This window comes from Nostoc sp. UIC 10607, from assembly GCF_047228265.1.
Lineage (GTDB): Bacteria > Cyanobacteriota > Cyanobacteriia > Cyanobacteriales > Nostocaceae > Nostoc > Nostoc foliaceum_A.
This window is the reverse complement of record NZ_JBIQNW010000039.1, coordinates 20,451-39,582: the sequence shown is the minus strand read 5'-3', so window position 1 is coordinate 39,582 and position 19,132 is coordinate 20,451. Positions and strand designations below refer to the sequence as shown.

Genomic DNA, 19,132 nt, shown 5'->3' with positions numbered 1-19,132 from the left:
GCATAATCAATGTTTTACACGACATCACATTGATATGAACGTGACGCGTTGGCCAGATATGCATCAATCCTCAAGCATCTCTAATAACTGCGCCTCGCTTAATTGGTTAATTCCCAAGGAAAGTGCTTTTTCTAATTTAGAACCGGCTTCTTCTCCTACCACCAAATAATCTGTTTTTTTACTCACGGAATCAGTCAATTTTCCACCAGCTTTTTGAATCAAAGCCTTAGCTTCATCTCGCTTTAAGGTTGGCAATGTACCCGTAATTACAAAAGTTTTACCTGCAAACTTTTGATTAGCATCACCAAGTATTTTTGTTTCCTCTGTGGCAGTTAATTGTAATCCTTCAGCTTGTAAGCGTTCTATCAACCTTTGGTTGGCATCAATCCGAAACCACTGGTACACAGATTGGGCAATTTCAGCACCGATACCGTAAATTCCTTCAATATCTGATTGCTTTGCTGTAGCTAACTGGTCTACAGTAAAATATTTCTGAGTCAACAATTGGGCATTCACACTGCCAACGTGACGAATACCTAAGCCATATAATACCCTTGACCAAGGTTGGTTTTTTGATTGAGCGATCGCATCCACTAATTTCTCTGCCGACTTTTTCCCCATCCTTTCTAATGCACACAATTTCTCTGCTGTCAATTCATACAAATCAGCAACGGAATGCACCAAACTTTTATCAACGAGTTGATGCACCAGCTTTTCGCCCAAGCCTTTAATATCCAAGGCATCACGACTTACCCAATGTTCAATAGAACCTTTAAGAATCGCTGCACAAGAAGCATTGACGCACCGAGTCACCGCCTCACCTGATTCTCGTACCACTGGTTGACCGCAGACTGGGCAATGAGTGGGCATAACGAAAGGTTCAGTGTCAGGGGGACGGAGTTCTTTGAGTACCCTCAGCACTTCTGGGATGATTTCCCCAGCTTTGCGGACAATCACAGTATCGCCAATGCGAATGTCTAATTGAGTAATGCGATCGCTATTATGTAAAGTCGCGCGAGAAACTGTTGTCCCCGCCAATTGCACAGGGCGCATCTCGGCTAACGGCGTTAACGCCCCCGTTCGTCCCACATTCACAGCAATATTTTCCACACGAGTGGGTGCTTCTTCGGCTGCGTACTTTAACGCGATCGCCCAGCGAGGAAATTTCTGCGTAAAGCCTAGCTGTTCCTGAAGTTTAAAAGAATTCAGTTTTACTACTACCCCATCAGTCATGTAGGGTAAATTCAGCCGTTCCGTATCCCAGTATTCATAATATTTTGCCACTTCTGCGATCGAGGCACACAGTTTATGGTTGGGGTTGACTCGAAAACCCATCTTTTCCAATAACTCCAAAGCTTCCCATTGGGTATTGGCAATACTAGTGTCATCTCTACCAGGAATGTGCAAGGTGTAGCCAAAGAAATCTAACCGCCGTTTAGCGACAATGCGCGAGTCTAGTTGCCTGAGTGTACCAGCTGCGGCATTACGAGGATTGGCAAATAACTGCTCACCCGCTTTTTGCCTTTCCTCGTTAATTTGTTTAAACACTTCCAACGGCAAAAAGGCCTCGCCGCGTACTTCCACCCTTTCTAGAATTTCTAACCCTTCAAAATTCAAACGCAAGGGAATTGAACGAATTGTCCGCACATTTTGGGTGATATCTTCACCCGTCACCCCATCACCCCTAGTTGCACCCCTAACTAGAATGCCATTTTGATAGGTAAGAGCCAAAGCCGAACCATCAATTTTGAGTTCACTGACATATTCCACCGAGTCTATTTTCGGTACTTGTCGTCGCCAACGCTGATCCCACCCTTGCAACTCATCGATATTAAATGCATTCTCCAGACTGTACAGGGGGATATTATGCCGCACCGAGCTAAACTGCGTTGCTGGCCTCTCACCCACGCGCTGAGTCGGACTATCGGGAGTCGCCAATTCTGGATATTGAATTTCCAGTTGTTGCAATTCTCGATATAGCTGGTCATAGACTGCATCCTCCATAATTGGAGCATCTAAAACATAATAAGCTAAACTTGCTTGTTGCAATAACTGGCGCAGTTCTTCTATGCGTTTTACTTCCGGCTTAATCTGGGTCATTAGACTTATTACAAAATACCTAGGGAATAGAATAGCCTGCTTGTGCAGGCTTTGTTTTGGTAGCCGCGACTTGCAGTTGTTGGGATTTAGCGATCCCAGTCTTCGACTTCATATAAAAATCGAGTTTTGCCAATCAGTTTACGATTAGCAGAGGTACTTTAGACAAACACAACATACTTTTCTAGGTTACTAGGTTTAATACGAATCGTTGTATCCATCGGTAGACCTAACATTTCTCGTGCAGCGCCTCCTTCAAATAAATCACCCGTTGCCCGATCCATTAAGATAATTTCTTTTTGAGCCTGGATAGTTTCTGTTTTTGTAAATGATAAAGATTGGGATTCATGTAATACTAATTCGTAACATTATGGTGCATCTTTGCCACCAGTAGGTTCGACATTTTGCACAAAGTCACAGATAGCATCAACATCACCGGATATATTAAATGTTTTGGTGACATAAGTTGAGCCTTCGTCGCAGTAGTCACCATGAGCAATAATCCCAATCCGAATCAAGGGAATTTCATCTATCAGTCTGGTAACGGTATTTTTAATTTTTCGCCGTACCTGGGTAAGGCAAGGGTACATACTCCCAGTTGTATCAAAACTGAGAACAATTTCAATATAATTACTTGCCATCCGCTCACCTAAATGAATATTTAATTTTTAACTTACAAAATTACAAACGGTACCCAATTATGGTTAAAGATTTTACAGGGAAGCCCCCAATTATCATTGCTCACCGAGGCGCTAGTGGTTATCGTCCAGAACATACTTTAGCTGCTTATGAATTAGCAATCGCACTGGGCGCTGATTATATTGAACCTGATTTAGTTTCCACTAAAGACGGTGTTTTAATTGCTCGTCACGAAAATGAGATTTCCGAAACCACCGACGTTGCTAGCCATGCAGAATTTGCTCACCGTCGAACCACCAAAATTATTGATGGCGAATCCAAAACTGGTTGGTTTACTGAAGACTTTACTCTTGTAGAACTGAAAACACTACGAGCCAAAGAGCGAATTCCTGAAGTGCGATCGCAAAATACCGCCTATGATGGACTCTTAGAAATTCCCACTCTCCAAGAAATCATCGATTTAGTTAAGGCTAAAAGTGCCGAAATTAATCGGGCGATCGGCATTTACCCAGAAACTAAGCACCCAACTTACTTTAAATCTATTGGGTTAGCCCTAGAAGAACCCCTATTGGCAACTTTGACAGCCAACGGTTATCAGGGCGCTAATGCACCTATTTTCATTCAGTCTTTTGAAGTGAGTAATTTACAAGATTTATCTACAAAGACAGATTTACCTCTGGTGCAATTGCTGAATAACAGTGGTAAACCTTATGATTTTGTCGTTAGTGGCGATGAACGCACTTATGCAGATTTAGTCACTGCATCAGGTTTAGAAGAAATTTCTAAATATGCACAGGCCGTTGGTATTCATAAAAATTTACTGGTTCCGAGAGACAGCAATGGTAAATTGCGTAGACGCGGAGCGGCTTGTCGCCAGACATCGCCTACATCTTTAGTCATTGATGCTCATACGGTTGGTTTGCTGGTTCATGTCTGGACTTTCCGCAATGAGGACTGTTTTTTGCCACTGGACTTTCAAGGAGATCCCCAAGGGGAATATGAGCTATTTTTGAGCTTAGGTGTTGATGGCGTATTTAGCGACTACCCGGATACGGCTTTTGCTGTGAATGAAAATTTTCGATTTAAATTTTGTTCTCCATAAAATCAAATTTGCAGCCATCAAAAAGAAGATTCCCCACTTTTTAAATAAGTTGGGAATCTGAGTATATAGATTTTCACAAACTAGTCATAACCTGAGCTAATTGATTAGATAAATCAATTACAGAATCCTGGCATTTGTTAAATAAAACGCCAGCTAAAAAATAATAATCGCCAGAATAAAATGCCATCTTGTTTTTTCGGAGTTTTTCTATGTGGTTCTTTACCTTGGGATCAGAACTATAGTAGCCGAACTGCAAAGGTAACACCATGAAATTTTGAACACAATAACCGTTCTGTTTTGCTAGGTTTAGAGTACTTGTTGGATTAGAAAAACTAGATATTAAAACCAACACATTTTTATAACCTAACGACAAAAGATCGTTGGTAACTGTGGCTCCATCTACGCCCCCAAATAAAAGTGGCATATAAATATCATTATCTGGTGCGGGGAGATAGGGTGGATTGGCTACAAGATACTCAGCATCGGGTTGAGAAGAATTAAACAAACATGAATTATGGATTATGTATTTATTAGTGAGATTATATTCATCAATGGTTGAATTTGCGACTTTCCATGCAGAGGTATTTAATTCAAATCCCTGAATTACTCCATCAAACTTATTTTTCAATAAAGAATTAATTACAGGGCTACCATCTCCTGATCCAAACTCCACAATAGACTCGTAGCTTTTGCAATTTCTGATCACAAAACTGTCTAAGCAGTTTGAGTAGAAATTAGATTCTTCAGGACAAAAAAAGATATCTTTCATTTGACTGCAATTTAAGGTGTAAGGTATAATCATCAATGTAATAGCAAGTTATTTACTGCCTTAATATCAAGACAATAAACAACCATTCCTTTAGTCAAGAAGTCCTCACTAAAGAAATTGGGTTGTAGGTGGATTAGCAATAGGATGATTTAGAAACATCAAATTAGAAATGCCAGAAAAACTCTGCCATTTTTAATTTCTAATTTTTTAGATTTCTTAGATAAGTAAGGCGGATTGTTTGGCTTCGCGTATCGATCGCACAACAGCAGCACCAGCGCGATCGCTCATGAGTTTCTGCTGGTCGTACCCAAGCACCAGTTCCCATGCATCATTGGGATATCGTTCTGCTAATGGCAAAGCCACATCATCTAACATCCAACGGCCGTGGCGTTCATCTTCCCTGATGTGCAGTTCCCAATAACCCACCGCTACTTCTGAGAGTCCCAGTCGTTGCGCCGCCATCATATAATTTTTGTAAACCGCAGGGCCAGCCACTTCAAAATAGGTTAAACCGCCGCTGTAACGCAAGAAATAGCGTTTGCGTTCAGTCACCAGAAAATTATGATTTGTAGAAGCCAAAACTTCCCAAGGTACTAAATCGAAATATGCTTCTGGTTCAGTATTCATTCCAAATTCAGCAAGCATTTGGGCAAAAAATGTAGAGTGCTTGCGAGATAAACGACCATTGCCGTATTCTTCTATTAGTACTCGCATCAGGGTACACTGCACTTCATTAGCAACACCACCCAAAATGCGCGAAAGATGACTAGCTTCAACCAAGCCATCAAAAGAGCCGATCGCTAGCAGGTGACGATAGCCGGCTTCAGTCATTTCCTCACGAATATAGCGACTACTGTCCGACAAAGGCGGATCTAAATCGGCAGATGTGCGCTCAATTAGCGCTTGTTTTACATCTAATAGTTGCAATGCAGCTACATCGATTTGTGCCAGTTCCCACTTTTGCCAAGCAGCTTCAATTTGGTCACGACATGAACACAAGTAAAGCGATCGCTCATTGATATAGTGCCGCAAATCGTCGTACCAAAACAGTTTTAGCCGATTAATTCGATAAAGTATTCGTTGGAGAAAACGTTTAGCCTGTTCATCAGAGCGATCATTTTTATAGGCGGCGCGAATTGCCCTTGAGAGCGCCTGTTCAAACTCACTAGCTATTGCAGGTTTTACATCTAGTTGATGATCCAAATCCTCCATTGCTAGCAGTTCTATAAATTGTTCCTCAGCACGGTCGTAGTTGGTAATTGTTCTTTCTTCTGTTTGCGTGCTCTTTTTCGCAGCTCCAGCGTTAGGAAATATAACTAAATTGCTTTGCATGGAATCTTTGGTAGATTTGGAAAAGTAAGAAATTAGTTTCATCTCTAATACTTAACTTCCCACACGAGTAGCTTTCTCTACCTCTTTCCTTGGTTATAAAGAAAGATTAAGTCTAGAGGAAAAAAGGAAAAGGGCATTGGGCATTAGGAAGAGGAATTGGGGACAAGGGGAAGGGAAAGACTTGTTGCAAGTTCTCACTTAAGTCCCCTCGTCTCCCCTGCCCCTCTGCTTCCTCATCTCCCCACTCCCTACGGCGCTTTCGTCTGCTGCTCAATCTCCTTACTGGGCGGAATCTCCTCAAGAGGAATCAGTGCTTCGATCACCGACTTCACAATTGGTGCGGCGACAGTAGAACCATAGGCACTTTCTCCTTTTGGCTCATCCACCAGTGCGAACACTACATATCGAGGAGATTCCACAGGCAAAATAGCCACGAAGCTGGTCATTCTAGCACCCTTGATGTAGCCACCATTAGGACTTGCTTTTTGGGCTGTACCAGTTTTACCAGCAATGCGATATCCCGGAATTTGTGACGGCTTGCCGCTACCTTCATCAACAACAGTTTCCATCATTTCCACAACCTTTTGGGCTGTTGCGGCTGAGAAAATTTGGCGTGGTATGGTGCGAGAGGGTGAATCATGCATCTGCCCTTTGGTATCAATCAGCCCTCGAACTACATGGGGTGTTACCAACTTCCCACCATTGGCTAAAGCACCGTGCATTTGCACTAGCTGTAACGGTGTCATAGAAAAGCCTTGCCCAAAGGAAGTAGTAGCTGGTTCAATTGGCGAAGCGATAAATTCTTCTTGACTTTTGAGCCGACCACCAACTTCAAAAGGTAAATCTGTATCAACTTTTTGTCCTAGCCCCAAGCGTTCTAGCCAGTTGTAGTAGATTGAAGGCTTTAAACGTTGGATAATTTGCACCATGCCAATGTTGCTGGAATTTTGCAAGATTTGAGCAATGTTGATTTGCCCATAACCATTGTTCATAGCATTTTTGATGGTGTAATTAGCTACTCGAATGGAACCGGAGTCATTAAACATATCATCTGCTTTGATGACACCATTCTCTAAAGCGATCGCCACATTCAAAGGCTTAAAAGTCGATCCCGGTTCATAAAGATCCGCCACCGTCCAGTTTTTAAATAGCGAGATATTAGCTTTAGCGTATTCATTAGGGTTATAGGTAGGCTGAGAAACGAGGGCGAGTAAGGAACCATCCAACGCATCCATTACAATTACCGCCCCACGTTTAGCGTCAAACTTCTCCATCTGCTGTTTGAGCGCAACGCGGGCAATTCGTTGCAGACGGCTATCGATAGTGAGTTGCAGCCGCAAATCATCAAAATGTAAAAAACCTTCGGGCGCATGATCCGGCATCACGGCCCCATTACCCGACCGACTGAGCCGCACCGTTTGCACAGGACGTTCTAGCAACTTCTCTTGAGAGTATTCCACACCTGCTTGACCACGACGGTCAATATTCACATAACCCACCACGTCAGAAACCAAATCGTCTGGCGGATAAAATCGGGAGTATTTTTGAATTAACTCCAAGCCATTTAAGCGCAAAGAAGTGACGCGATCAATAATTTCTTCGGGTAGGGCTGGAGTAAGTATAATTCCACTTCTTTTGCTTTGAAAAGTTTTCACCAATTCAGCAGTATCTTTTGCCAATATTGGAGCAAGTCGCTCTGCTATCTCTTCATTAGACTTATCAAACAGCTTGGGATGAGCGTACAAAGTATATACAGGACGGTCAATCGCCAACAGATTACTATTGCGATCTACCACCGGGCGACGGGGCATAAAAGGTCGCAAATTCATCATTTGCTGGTTTCGTGCCTGCTGGGTTAACTTTGGGCCCTTGACAATTTGCAGATTATACAATTTGATACCCAAGCCCAACCCTGCTGCCATTAATATGCTCCATACTATGAACAGTCGGGACTTGGTGTTGGATGTTTGTTCTTGGATACTAGAGGCAAGTGTCCCCAAGAAACCTCGTTTAGAACCCTTCTGTCGCCTTTTGAATGCTGGATTCCGAAACTTTCTGAATTTTGTTCTACTTGGTGACTTCTGCATTGAGTTCGTCCTTTGTCATTAGTCATTTGTCATTTGCCACAAGTCTGAGTCGTAACGACTAATGACTAATGACTCTTAGCCTTTTACCTATTCTCCAAAATCAAGCTACAGATGTAAGAGGTGGGAACTCAGATTACAGCGTTCTTCATATAACTTTTGAACTACAATCTTTGCAAAGGAGGCACAGTTGCCCCTACAGTATGATTGAATTACCTGAAAATTGCTGTAAATCTGACCTTCTGAATTACGAATTACGAATTACGAATTACGATTAATATCCCAGTGGCGAGAGTGTTTGCTGTTGCGTTTCAGAATTGGGCGTTGTGTTAGACGATACTGGCTTAGGGCTATGAGATGCTGGAGGCAAGAAAATCATCCCTTGAGGAGTCGGGGATACCAGATTTGCTGTTGATTCTTCTGCGTCCTTAGCCATTTTATTTATCAACGTCGCGTTGGTTGTCGTCAGCAGCCGCTCATGACGTTGGAGGTTTTGCAGTCTGCGATATGACTTACTCCAAAGGTCTTGAGAATATACCGTCCAGCCATAAACAGCAAGTGTCGATGCTACTAACAAGAACGCTAAAACGGTCGAATAACGATGAAAGGTATACAAGCGCAGCAACCACAAAGGTGCCGCTCCAGAATTAGGCATTATGGGAAAGCGAAGAAAACCTACTCCCGGAGTCTTCTGGTTTGCACTAGACTGCTCATTGAGATTTGGCACTTGTTGTCTATCCAAGTGTTTCACCGATTTGGGTATAACTGCCTCATTTGTGGGAGAAACCGCGAGATTTTTCGAGGAACGCTGTCGTCTTTGAGAGGATACTGGTGCGGCTTTGGCAGCGGCTATAGGAGCGCTCTGGGCTGCCGACTCCAGACGCGCAGAGCGTCGCCTCCCTAAAGAAAGGATAGAATCTCGCCGGAACCAATTACCCCTTGTAGAAACAGCAGATTTACGAGCAACTACCATAAATTTTTTAGATGGGAAATACTGTACTTTAGATTGATTGTCTTAATTGTCTGTTTTTGCTTAGGTTAAAATCGCCTTCTGTGCAACAAGCACACATAACACACTACACCCTTTTAACTGTTCTGATAGGTAGCTGTACCAATGTTTGCATCCTCTAAATATTGCAATGTTTGCAATCAGCGATTAGCAACTGGACAGCTTGTACTTTAGGTATTGCAACTAAAGTATGGCAACGCGGAGCAGCAAGGTGCAATACTCCGTGAAAAAAATAAAATTTTTTGCTATGATAGCTCGGTTTGCTAAAAAATTTGGTAATCTCCGTTTTGCTCCTGAGTTAAGAGAAACTAATCAGATGGCTGTATGATAACCAATCCGAAAAAGAATACCCCAAAGGATTGTTTTTTTGAAGTATGTAATCTCACAGGATTAAAAAAAAAGCAATAAATACGGTATCGTATTCAACAGGTGAAAAATTGTTCTAGCCACAATTGGTGAAAGAGGAGTTATGAAAACAAAAATCTTTGGTTTGGCTCTAATGTTAAGTCTGGCTACAATTCTCGGAGCCTGTGAAGGTGGCGGTGATGGTGCTGGTACTAGTACTCCAGCTGCTACAGGTGAACCAACTGATGCACCTCCTGTTGGGTCTACACCTGCTACTACTCCCGCAGTGACTCCCGCTACCACTGCTACTCCTAAATAAGGCATCTTAAACTTTAGTTTAAATCACGCCTAAAACTGCTTAGTGACAAAGTTCCTCACTACATAGCTTGAATTAATTAGGTTCACGTGAAAACCTACATCCTTATGTTGGTGTATCAGAGCCTAGAGTTTGCTCAAAATCAGCTAAGTAGGGTAGGAAGTAGAGGACACTGGTGAAGAGGATTACGTCCTCAACCAAGTGTCCCACTAAAATTTGCACCTAACTGAATCTTGTTCCACGTTCAAACGAGTAGAGTTCTGTAAATCTAAGCTATCTTGTTAGGCAAAGTAGTTCTTTCGTTTGGTGCTGGGAATGCCTTAGATTCCTAAGTTTTGATCGGGCAAAACAATTAATCGCGATCGCTGGCAATTGCTCTTGAGCATTCCCTGTAGTCTATTCCGTATCAGAAGAGACCTGGTGATGTCCCTTGATATTGCCAGATTTTTATTGGGAAAATTCTAATGTCTAGTTTGAAAATTGGCCATTGGGTGCGTGAAAAACAGATTTTCATCCTGCGTTGTGAGCGCAGTTCAGGAGATGGGGAGAGTTAAAGCGAGAAAGTTAATAAAATTACTGGGCTTAATTGTGATTACCGCAACCTTTGTTATATTAAATAGCAATTGGGGATCAGTAGTAATAGCATTACCGCCACCAGAGGATACGCCAGAAGAAATATTACGCACAAAGATTATCATAGAAGCGCGATCGCCTATTGATGGAAAATTCCTAACAGCTGCCGAATACATCCAATTACAAGCCCAGCTGCAAAAAGCCCCGCCACCAAAACTAGATCCCAAAATTCGGGAACAGATTTTCTTGCTTCGCATACGTAAAACGTTACTTCAGTTTTTCCCATTTTTAAATTTTTGATAAATTACTCAAGGGTCAAAAGTCAAAAGCTTTCCCCCATCTCCCCCACTCCCCACCTCCTAAAAAGACTGATGTCTCATTCTGATGTAGGATAACGGTGGCGACAAAATTGCAAATAAATGTAAAGAATATATATAGATATTAAAAAAGTAGATTTAGTCAATCACGTTATTTCACTTAGGTAGCTTCATGTCCATGACCACGATCGCCCCTGAACAGGTTAACAGCATCGTTTGGAATCAGCATAACGATCCCTTTGAAATATTAGGTTCTCATCCCATAGAACAAGATGGCAAAACTGTCTGGGCTGTGCGGGCCTATCTACCAAATGCAAGTGCAGTATGGGTGGTTCTTCCTGAACAACGCAAGGAATACCCAATGCAAACAGTGCATCATCCCCACTTTTTTGAATGCACGATTGAAACCGCAGAACTGGCAAACTACCAGTTACGGATTAAAGAAGGGGAACATGAGCGAGTCACCTATGACCCTTACGCCTTCCGTTCTCCTAACTTGACAGACTTTGATTTGCATTTGTTTAGTGAAGGCAACCATCACCGGATATATGAAAAACTGGGAGCGCACCCCACGGAGATAGGCGGCGTTAAAGGCGTTTATTTTGCCGTTTGGGCACCCAATGCTCGCAACGTTTCATTGTTGGGAGATTTCAACCTCTGGGATGGACGTAAACACCAGATGCGTAAAGGCCCCACCGGGGTTTGGGAATTGTTTATTCCTGAAATCGGTGTGGGAGAGCATTACAAATATGAAATCAAAAATTTTGAAGGGCACATTTACGAAAAATCTGATCCATATGGTTTCCAGCAGGAACCCCGCCCAAAAACCGCATCCATTGTCACTGATTTAAATTCTTACAGTTGGAGTGACAAAGACTGGATGGAGAAGCGGCGTCACACTGACCCCCTCACCCAGCCTGTCTCAGTATATGAAGTGCATTTAGGCTCTTGGTTACACGCTTCAAGTGCGGAACCAGCGAAACTGCCCAATGGTGAAACTGAACCGGTAGTTGTCGTTTCTGAACTAAAGCCCGGCGCACGCTTCCTTACCTACCGGGAATTAGCAGACCGACTCATTCCTTATGTCAAAGAATTGGGATACACCCATCTAGAATTGCTACCCATTGCAGAGCATCCCTTTGATGGTTCTTGGGGTTATCAAGTAACTGGGTACTATGCCCCCACCTCCCGTTTTGGCAGCCCCGAAGATTTCATGTATTTTGTTGATAAATGTCACCAAAATGATATAGGGGTAATTGTAGATTGGGTTCCCGGTCACTTCCCCAAAGATGGACATGGTTTAGCTTTCTTTGATGGTAGCCACCTCTACGAACACGCTGACCCCCGCAAGGGCGAACACAAAGAATGGGGTACTTTGGTGTTCAACTACGGTCGCCATGAAGTCAGTAATTTTCTCGCAGCAAATGCCCTCTTCTGGTTTGACAAGTACCACATTGATGGGATTCGTGTTGATGCTGTTGCCTCAATGCTCTATAACGACTATTGCCGCAAACCAGGAGAATGGTTGCCCAACCAGTACGGCGGCAGAGAAAATCTAGAAGCAGCAGATTTTCTGCGTCAGGTAAATCACATTATCTTTAGTTATTTCCCTGGTATTCTCTCAATTGCTGAAGAATCTACTTCCTGGCCAATGGTATCTTGGCCCACCTACACAGGTGGACTGGGCTTTAACTTGAAGTGGAATATGGGCTGGATGCACGATATGCTGGATTACTTCAGCATGGACCCTTGGTTCCGCCAGTTCCACCAAAACAACATCACCTTTAGTATGTGGTACAACCACAGCGAGAACTTCATGCTGGCTTTGTCCCACGATGAAGTGGTGCATGGCAAGAGCAATATCATCGGTAAAATGCCGGGGGATACATGGCAAAAGTTAGCTAATATCCGTTGTTTATTTAGCTATATGTTTGCTCACCCAGGCAAAAAAACCATGTTTATGAGCATGGAGTTTGGGCAGTGGAGTGAGTGGAATGCTTGGGCAGATTTGGAGTGGCATTTATTGCAGCATGAAGCCCACCAACAGTTAAAAACGTTTTTCCAGGAATTGAATCATCTCTACCGTTCTGAACCAGTTTTGTACACCCAGGATTTTGCTGAACCTGGGTTTGAGTGGATTGACTGTAGCGATAATCGCCATAGTGTAGTTTCCTTCATCCGTCGTGACAAGGATTCTGATGATTTTGCGATCGTTGTTTGCAATTTTACACCACAACCCCATTCTCACTACCGCATCGGTGTACCGCAAAAAGGATTTTATACCGAGTTGTTCAATAGTGATGCGCGTCAGTATGGCGGCAGTAATATGGGCAATTTAGGCGGTAAGTGGACGGATGATTGGTCTTTGCACAGTCGTCCCTATTCGCTGGATTTGTGTTTGCCACCTTTGGGAGTATTAATTCTCAAGTTGGATAAGAAGAAGACTGCTGAGGCATTGGAATAACAATGAAGGGTGGGCGATGCCCCACCCTACATAAAATAAATTTCACCTATTCACAGCTACTCATCTCAGCTCTCTAGTAGACATCTCTAGAAATTAAATATGCGTTATCCAGAACTCTTGTAGAGACGTAGCAGTGCTACGTCTCTACATTCTTTTTTACCAAATCTATGGCGATTTCTCAACCTGACAATTCAGTCCATGTGGAAAAGCTAACGATTAACCTCCTTCCCGCATCGGGAAGGGGGGAAACTCAAAGTCTCTCTCCTAAAAGGAGAGAGGTTTTACAGATACCGTGAAAAGTCAGATTTCTTAACTAGCGATCGCGCTCTGTATTTACCAGTGTAATTTCGCGTGTTACTCAAGAAAATAGGAGCTTGAAAATTTCTCTCACCGGGCAGAAAGATGCGGTTATTTCTGTTGCGATTAACCCCGATGGAGAGACTTTAGTGAGTGGGAGTGCTGATAAAACTATCAAAATTTGGAATTTGCAAACAGGTAAGTTGCAAAATACTCTCAGCGGGCATACTAAATCGGTTTGGCGAGTAGCTTTGAGTCAGGATGGCAAGACTACATCAAAGAGGATTTTTATTAGTTGAAATCAAAACCCCCCAAACCAAATAGATAATTTGGCTCAGGGGATTTTGCTATGTGGTGTTCCGAGGAGTTATTCGGATCTATCACCTTAAAAAATAGTTGTGGAAATATCAGGTAGGAATCGGGTAAAAATCGGGTATATAATCAAAAGCCAAAAATTAAAGCTGCTTCAGGCGATAGCTTAGTCCGTGAACTGTCTCAATAAAATCATTAGCAGCTTGTAACAGAGGTGATAATATTGGCACTATTGTAACTAATCAAGTTTTTCAATTCCCATTCAACTATCTAAATATTAGCTACAAATTTGCTTTCGAGACTTTTTCAATTTGCCCAGTAAAGTATGCTTCCTGATGTTTGAGTTGTTGCGCTATTTCTAATCCTTTTTGAAAAGCTGTTAGTGCTTGAGGAAATTCTTTGCGTTCTAGATACAATTGCCCAATTTGATCATAAGCTTGCATCAGCCCGTAAAAGTTGGCGGCTTGTGCCTCTGTCTGCACAAGAATTTGGCTAGCCTGCAAAGCCTCGTCTGTTTGTCCTTGAGAACGGTACAGCGCAATTAACTTTTGCAAAGCTTCACCAGCCCGAACGTACTCCTGTAATTGCCAAGCTGTGATATAAGCTTCTTGATAATTGTTAAAAGCTTCTAGCAGTAAGTTAGGGTTTTCCGTTGCTAGAGATTCGTAATTTGAAGCGATCGCTAGCTTTAATTCTGGTATTTCAGTAAGATTATTTTCATTGATGTAAATTTCTGCTAATTTATTAAGTACATTCAATGACTGCTGCGGTTGTTTTGTCTGCTCGTAAATGTAAGCCAGCCGTTTCAGATATGTTACCTCGTTTACACGTTCGCCTTGAGAAGTAGCTAAAGCCAATAATTCCTCGTAGATTGGGGCGGCTTTGGGATAATCAAACCAACTCAAATGTAGTTCCCCAATTGTCTTGAGGTTTTCTACTACTGCTGTTGTTTTTTTTTGCTCTCGCACCACTAACAAAACTTGGTCATAAGCTTCAACAGCTAGTTTAGGCGATCGCACATTTTGGTAAGCCTCACCTAGCGATCGCCACAATTCTAGATCAATTTGGGCAGTTTTTTTCTGAGATTGTGCCTGCTTTTGAATTGCTTGCAATCGCTGCGTAATATATTGTAATTCTTGCCCATCATTTTGCTGCCAAGCGATCGCCCCGACTCGTGATAGTGCTTGCACCTCTGCTAATGAACCTAAAAAGCGTCGCAAGCGAAGTTCTCGGTTCCAAATTTCAAACGCCCCCACCTGATCTCCTGCTTGCAGTTTCGCTGCTGCTTCTTGATTTAATGCATCCAGCGCTGGTTCTAACTTTTGCTGTTCTTGGATAGTTAACGGCTGTTTATCCTTGGGCAAGCGTGGTAGCAGTGGATCGGGTGTGGTAATTTCTAGGGGATTAGGTGGAAATTTATCCGGTGGTGTGGGCTTTTTAGTCTGTGCCAGCGTCAAGGAACTGCTAAAAAGTATAGCAGCAGTCACAATCACAATTAAGCGCCTGAGCATGGTTACTTTACCTTGCCTTGAGTTAGTTACATGAGTTAATTATCCCCATGCCCTATTATTTTTACCTTATTTCAGCAATTCCTAAGCGTCACAGTCATTAGTCATTAGCCATTAACCATTAATTAAGTTAGTTATTCTTCCCCTTTATCAATTACGAATTACGAATTACGAATTACGAATTATTTTGTCATTAGCCATTAATTAAGTTAGTTATTCTTCCCCTGCTCCCCTACATTACCTGATGTCTCTATCTAGTCTACGTATTCAATAAGTCAATTTAATATCAAGCTAGTACAACTAAAGATTTTTAAGTGCAATTGCTGAGATTCCATAGCACATCCATATAATTTATGCAAGCGAAAATCTCTTGAAGATCGCTGGGGAAATATACTGAATAATTGAACAAAATTTATTATTTGCCTTCCTGATGAGTCAGAAAATATACGCTCACAATAATTAACTAATACAGGTATCCTTTATTAGAGCTAGTTTGCTCTAGAAGTTAAAAAACTTGGTATCAGCTAGCACGACTATGACAATTAATACCGTGAAAAACTTTTGGCATTGCTGATTTAGAGTATGGATCAAGGTTTTGACATTAAACAAAATCATTTTCATACTTCTTATTCAGCAAGCCAATTTTTTCATGGGTATTGTTTGGTGGAACGAAGATATAGCCGCTTACTGGGGCTGCTAGTCACCCTTCTCCTTCCGTGCAGGACGCTATGCGTAGATCCCCGTAGGAGTACGCGTCTTCTAAGTCGCTAACGCTGTACTAATGGGCTATTAACCTTCTACAGGGGTGGCTCAACGTTTTTACCACTTTAGTTAGCGGCTACTTTTTCAACTAGGAAGGTAAAAAATGGAATGGGCTATTTACAAAAAGAATACGGGCAGTTTTGTAATAGCAGTGGCAATTATGGCTGGTGTTGGCGTAGTCTCGTATCTTAGTTTGCTTCAGTATAGAGAAAACGCTCGATGGGTAACACATACGCGCGAGGTGCTGGAAAAGACTAAAGAAATAATGTCACAACTCAAAGATGCAGAAACTGGACAACGGGGCTATCTTCTTACGGGCAAACAACAGTATCTGAAACCGTATAGCAGTGCAACTGGCGAAATTGCTCAGAAACTTAAGGCTCTGCGCCAATTGACTGTGGATAACCCCAATCAACAACGGCGGCTCGATCGCCTTGAACCCATGATTGCCAAAAAACTAGTTTTGATTGAACAGGCGATTCAGGCGAGGAGCAAAAATTTAGAGTCCGCGTTGCGAATAGTTCAGACAGATCAAGGACAGCAGATCATGGAGGACATCCGAATGCTGACTACGGCTATGGAAAACGAAGAGAATGAGTTGTTGAAACAGCGGACAATGGAGGCGAACGCCAGCGCTCATCAAACAACTTTGCTGACTATTTTTGGCAGCGTTATAGCTTCTGCTATCGTTGGTTTAGCAGCCATGATCACCAATCAAGAACTCGTCAAACGCAAGCGGATGGAAAATTCTCTGCAAAAGGCTCGTGATGAGTTAGAAATAGAGGTTAACAAACGGACTGCCGAACTGAGAAACACTAACGAAGAATTGCAAACTGAAATTAATGAGCGTAAAAAGGCGGAGTCAGAGATTCTGCGCCTGAACGTCCAGCTTGAGCAGCGAGTTGCAGAACGCACAGCACAACTCGAAGCGACTAACAAAGAGATGGAAGCATTTAGTTATTCTGTGTCTCACGATTTGCGGGCCCCCTTGCGGAGCATCGATGGCTTTAGCCAAGCGCTACTAGAAGATTATGCCGATAAGCTAGACGGGGTAGGTCAAAACTACCTCCAGCGAGTACGTGCAGCCACCCAGAGGATGGCACAACTGATCGACGATTTACTGAATCTGTCACGATTGACGCGCAGTGAAATGCGGCGTGAGGAGGTTGATCTGAGCGCATTGGTAGAGGCGATCGCTACAGAGTTGCAAAAAATACAACCAGAACGCCAAGTAGAGTTTGCGATCGCGCCGGGATTAGTTACCAATGGCGATGCTCATCTGTTACGAATCGTGCTAGAAAACCTACTGGGTAATGCGTGGAAGTTTACAGGAAAACATCAAAGAGCAAGGATAGAATTTGGGCTTTTGCAGCAAGATGATACCCATGTATATTTTGTCCGTGATGATGGCACAGGCTTCGATATGGCTTATGTTGAAAAACTTTTTGGTGCTTTTCAGCGCCTGCACGCCATGACTGAGTTTGAAGGCACTGGCATCGGACTAGCTACTGTGCAGCGGATCGTTCACCGTCATGGTGGCCGTGTCTGGGCTGAAAGTGCAGTAGAGCAAGGCGCAACATTTTACTTCACCCTTTAACTATAAGGAAAATATACAACATGATTCTACTAGTAGAAGACAATCCTGACGATGAAGCGCTAACCTTACGGGCACTGAAGAAAAACAATATTATGAACGAGGTAGTAGTAGCACGCGATGGAGTACAAGCCCTAGATTATCTCTTTGGTAAGGGTGTGTACGCCGATCGCGACATGAGTGTTATGCCGAATCTCATCCTGTTGGATTTGAAGTTGCCTAAAATGGATGGTCTGGAAGTTTTGCGGCAGCTGCGAACCGACGACAGGACAAAAATCCTTCCCGTCGTCATTCTTACTTCATCCAAGGAGGAGCAAGACCTAATCAATGGTTACAGCTTGGGTGCTAATAGCTATGTTCGCAAACCAGTAGACTTTTCCCAATTCAGTGAAGCAGTGCGCCAACTAGGGTTGTACTGGTTTGTCTTAAACGAATCACCCCCAAGGGTGTAAATTTCCAATCCTCCAAAATCAGGTTATAGATGCAAGGCTGACTTTCTTAATTACGAATTACGAATTACGAATTACATGGGTATACCTCTGCGCGTATTACTTGTTGAGGATTCAGAAGACGATGCTTTCTTGCTGCTGCGTGAACTGCAACGTGGTGACTATGAAGTAACCTTTGAACGGATTGATACACCCACAGCCATGAAAGCTGCGATGGGCGTTGGCGGGGCTTCTCTCCGAGAGGCTTCGCCAACGCCCATCGCAGGGCAAAAATGGGATATCGTTATTTGCGATTATTCCATGCCCACTTTTAGCGCTCCTGCTGCATTGAAGCAAGTCAAGGAAAGTGGGCTTGACCTGCCATTCATTATCGTCTCAGGAACTATTGGTGAAGATACCGCAGTAGCAGCCATGAAAGCTGGTGCCCATGACTATATTATCAAAGGCAATTTAGCACGACTTATTCCTGCTGTTGCCCGCGAGTTACGTGAGGCGCAGGTGAGACGGGAACGTAAACAAGCAGAGGAGCAAATTAAAGCATCGCTTCAAGAAAAAGAGGTGCTATTGAAAGAAATTCATCACCGGGTAAAAAATAATTTACAGATTATTTCTAGTCTGCTCAACCTACAAGCAGAGTATCTCAAGGACAATCAAGCCCTTGAGGTATTCAAAGATAGTCAGAACCGGATTGAATCAATGGCTCTGATCCACGAGAAACTGTATCAATCTCAAGACTTGGCAAGGATTAATTTTGCTGACTATATCCAAGATTTAGTAACTAATTTATTTTATTCATACAACGTTAATTCCAACTCTATTACTTTGAAAATGAAAGTTGAGGAGGTTTTTCTAGCTATTGATGCAGCTATTCCTTGCGGTTTGATTATCAATGAACTTATTTCAAATTCTCTAAAGTATGCTTTTCCCGAAAGAGAACTGGGAGAAATTTGTATTGACTTTTGCTCTATAGAACCCAACTTATTTACACTTACTATTAGTGATAATGGTGTCGGTCTTGCCCAAGATTTTGACTTTCAAGCTACAGAATCATTAGGTCTACGATTAGTAAAAGGTCTCACACAACAACTCCAAGGCAATATCGATTTTATCAGCGATAACGGAGTGAAGTATAAAATTCAATTTTCGACTAAAGATTTCTAAAT

16 protein-coding genes are annotated in these 19,132 nt (G+C 42.6%); 8 read left to right on the top strand and 8 right to left on the bottom strand.

The features are described 5' to 3' along the window. Positions 1-63: 63 nt before the first annotated feature. From ligA to ACEYW6_RS25235, 3 genes are all read right to left on the bottom strand, one after another. Positions 64-2,100: an NAD-dependent DNA ligase LigA gene (ligA, locus tag ACEYW6_RS25245; protein WP_412981912.1), complete on the bottom strand. Its 2,037-nt coding sequence runs from the start codon at positions 2,098-2,100 to the stop codon at positions 64-66. Between the two features lie 158 nt (positions 2,101-2,258). Continuing rightward, entirely contained in the window at positions 2,259-2,381 is a 123-nt protein-coding gene (locus tag ACEYW6_RS25240) for a hypothetical protein (protein ID WP_412981911.1), read from the bottom strand. Positions 2,382-2,465: 84 nt separating this feature from the next. Next, entirely contained in the window at positions 2,466-2,738 is a 273-nt protein-coding gene (locus tag ACEYW6_RS25235) for a hypothetical protein (RefSeq protein WP_412981910.1), read from the bottom strand. A 59-nt stretch (positions 2,739-2,797) separates the two neighbouring features. On the opposite strand from ACEYW6_RS25235, the gene ACEYW6_RS25230 reads away from it, so the two are divergent. Further along, positions 2,798-3,838, top strand: a complete 1,041-nt coding sequence (locus tag ACEYW6_RS25230; RefSeq protein WP_412981909.1) for a glycerophosphodiester phosphodiesterase — start codon at positions 2,798-2,800, stop codon at positions 3,836-3,838. Between the two features lie 73 nt (positions 3,839-3,911). Here the strand turns inward: ACEYW6_RS25230 and ACEYW6_RS25225 are convergent, their stop codons facing one another. The 4 genes from ACEYW6_RS25225 to ACEYW6_RS25210 form a co-directional block, all read right to left on the bottom strand. Continuing rightward, complete coding sequence (locus ACEYW6_RS25225; RefSeq protein WP_412981908.1) at positions 3,912-4,607, bottom strand: SAM-dependent methyltransferase; 696 nt, start codon at positions 4,605-4,607, stop codon at positions 3,912-3,914. 216 nt (positions 4,608-4,823) lie between these two features. Beyond that, positions 4,824-5,939 carry an iron-containing redox enzyme family protein gene (locus ACEYW6_RS25220; RefSeq protein ID WP_412981933.1) on the bottom strand — a complete coding sequence of 372 codons (1,116 nt, stop codon included), beginning with the start codon at positions 5,937-5,939 and terminating at the stop codon, positions 4,824-4,826. Between the two features lie 248 nt (positions 5,940-6,187). Beyond that, on the bottom strand, positions 6,188-8,026 hold the full coding sequence (locus tag ACEYW6_RS25215) for a peptidoglycan D,D-transpeptidase FtsI family protein (protein WP_412981907.1): 1,839 nt from the start codon (positions 8,024-8,026) through the stop codon (positions 6,188-6,190). Between the two features lie 271 nt (positions 8,027-8,297). Further along, positions 8,298-8,996, bottom strand: a complete 699-nt coding sequence (locus ACEYW6_RS25210) for a hypothetical protein (protein WP_412981906.1) — start codon at positions 8,994-8,996, stop codon at positions 8,298-8,300. Positions 8,997-9,501: 505 nt separating this feature from the next. Here ACEYW6_RS25210 and ACEYW6_RS25205 point away from each other — a divergent pair. The 4 genes from ACEYW6_RS25205 to ACEYW6_RS25190 all read left to right on the top strand — a co-directional run bounded on the left by ACEYW6_RS25205 (position 9,502) and on the right by ACEYW6_RS25190 (position 13,643). Next, positions 9,502-9,696 carry a hypothetical protein gene (locus ACEYW6_RS25205; protein ID WP_190894479.1) on the top strand — a complete coding sequence of 65 codons (195 nt, stop codon included), beginning with the start codon at positions 9,502-9,504 and terminating at the stop codon, positions 9,694-9,696. Between the two features lie 537 nt (positions 9,697-10,233). Continuing rightward, positions 10,234-10,566, top strand: a complete 333-nt coding sequence (locus ACEYW6_RS25200; RefSeq protein WP_196510781.1) for a hypothetical protein — start codon at positions 10,234-10,236, stop codon at positions 10,564-10,566. A gap of 189 nt (positions 10,567-10,755) precedes the next feature. Further along, entirely contained in the window at positions 10,756-13,047 is a 2,292-nt protein-coding gene (gene glgB / locus ACEYW6_RS25195) for a 1,4-alpha-glucan branching enzyme (RefSeq protein WP_190894480.1), read from the top strand. Positions 13,048-13,421: 374 nt separating this feature from the next. Next, positions 13,422-13,643: a WD40 repeat domain-containing protein gene (locus ACEYW6_RS25190; protein ID WP_412981905.1), complete on the top strand. Its 222-nt coding sequence runs from the start codon at positions 13,422-13,424 to the stop codon at positions 13,641-13,643. 294 nt (positions 13,644-13,937) lie between these two features. Here the strand turns inward: ACEYW6_RS25190 and ACEYW6_RS25185 are convergent, their stop codons facing one another. Next, positions 13,938-15,167, bottom strand: coding sequence for a tetratricopeptide repeat protein (locus ACEYW6_RS25185; protein ID WP_412981904.1), 1,230 nt, complete (start codon positions 15,165-15,167; stop codon positions 13,938-13,940). A gap of 862 nt (positions 15,168-16,029) precedes the next feature. Here ACEYW6_RS25185 and ACEYW6_RS25180 point away from each other — a divergent pair. From ACEYW6_RS25180 to ACEYW6_RS25170, 3 genes are all read left to right on the top strand, one after another. Next, positions 16,030-17,523 carry a sensor histidine kinase gene (locus ACEYW6_RS25180; RefSeq protein ID WP_412981903.1) on the top strand — a complete coding sequence of 498 codons (1,494 nt, stop codon included), beginning with the start codon at positions 16,030-16,032 and terminating at the stop codon, positions 17,521-17,523. A gap of 20 nt (positions 17,524-17,543) precedes the next feature. Continuing rightward, complete coding sequence (locus ACEYW6_RS25175) at positions 17,544-17,972, top strand: response regulator (RefSeq protein WP_190894496.1); 429 nt, start codon at positions 17,544-17,546, stop codon at positions 17,970-17,972. Positions 17,973-18,047: 75 nt separating this feature from the next. Further along, on the top strand, positions 18,048-19,130 hold the full coding sequence (locus ACEYW6_RS25170; RefSeq protein WP_412981902.1) for a sensor histidine kinase: 1,083 nt from the start codon (positions 18,048-18,050) through the stop codon (positions 19,128-19,130). The last annotated feature ends 2 nt before the right edge of the window (positions 19,131-19,132 follow it).

Bases quoted from the DNA above. Each gene is read 5' to 3' on its own strand.
- ACEYW6_RS25210 (WP_412981906.1), bottom strand. From the start codon at position 8,996: ATGGTAGTTGCTCGTAAATCTGCTGTTTCTACAAGGGGTAATTGGTTC.
- ACEYW6_RS25235 (WP_412981910.1), bottom strand. From the start codon at position 2,738: ATGGCAAGTAATTATATTGAAATTGTTCTCAGTTTTGATACAACTGGG.
- glgB (WP_190894480.1), top strand. From the start codon at position 10,756: ATGTCCATGACCACGATCGCCCCTGAACAGGTTAACAGCATCGTTTGG.
- ACEYW6_RS25185 (WP_412981904.1), bottom strand. From the start codon at position 15,167: ATGCTCAGGCGCTTAATTGTGATTGTGACTGCTGCTATACTTTTTAGC.
- ACEYW6_RS25180 (WP_412981903.1), top strand. From the start codon at position 16,030: ATGGAATGGGCTATTTACAAAAAGAATACGGGCAGTTTTGTAATAGCA.
- ACEYW6_RS25215 (WP_412981907.1), bottom strand. From the start codon at position 8,026: ATGCAGAAGTCACCAAGTAGAACAAAATTCAGAAAGTTTCGGAATCCA.
- ACEYW6_RS25175 (WP_190894496.1), top strand. From the start codon at position 17,544: ATGATTCTACTAGTAGAAGACAATCCTGACGATGAAGCGCTAACCTTA.
- ACEYW6_RS25170 (WP_412981902.1), top strand. From the start codon at position 18,048: ATGGGTATACCTCTGCGCGTATTACTTGTTGAGGATTCAGAAGACGAT.
- ACEYW6_RS25200 (WP_196510781.1), top strand. From the start codon at position 10,234: ATGGGGAGAGTTAAAGCGAGAAAGTTAATAAAATTACTGGGCTTAATT.
- ACEYW6_RS25225 (WP_412981908.1), bottom strand. From the start codon at position 4,607: ATGAAAGATATCTTTTTTTGTCCTGAAGAATCTAATTTCTACTCAAAC.
- ACEYW6_RS25230 (WP_412981909.1), top strand. From the start codon at position 2,798: ATGGTTAAAGATTTTACAGGGAAGCCCCCAATTATCATTGCTCACCGA.
- ligA (WP_412981912.1), bottom strand. From the start codon at position 2,100: ATGACCCAGATTAAGCCGGAAGTAAAACGCATAGAAGAACTGCGCCAG.
- ACEYW6_RS25205 (WP_190894479.1), top strand. From the start codon at position 9,502: ATGAAAACAAAAATCTTTGGTTTGGCTCTAATGTTAAGTCTGGCTACA.
- ACEYW6_RS25240 (WP_412981911.1), bottom strand. From the start codon at position 2,381: ATGGATCGGGCAACGGGTGATTTATTTGAAGGAGGCGCTGCACGAGAA.
- ACEYW6_RS25220 (WP_412981933.1), bottom strand. From the start codon at position 5,939: ATGCAAAGCAATTTAGTTATATTTCCTAACGCTGGAGCTGCGAAAAAG.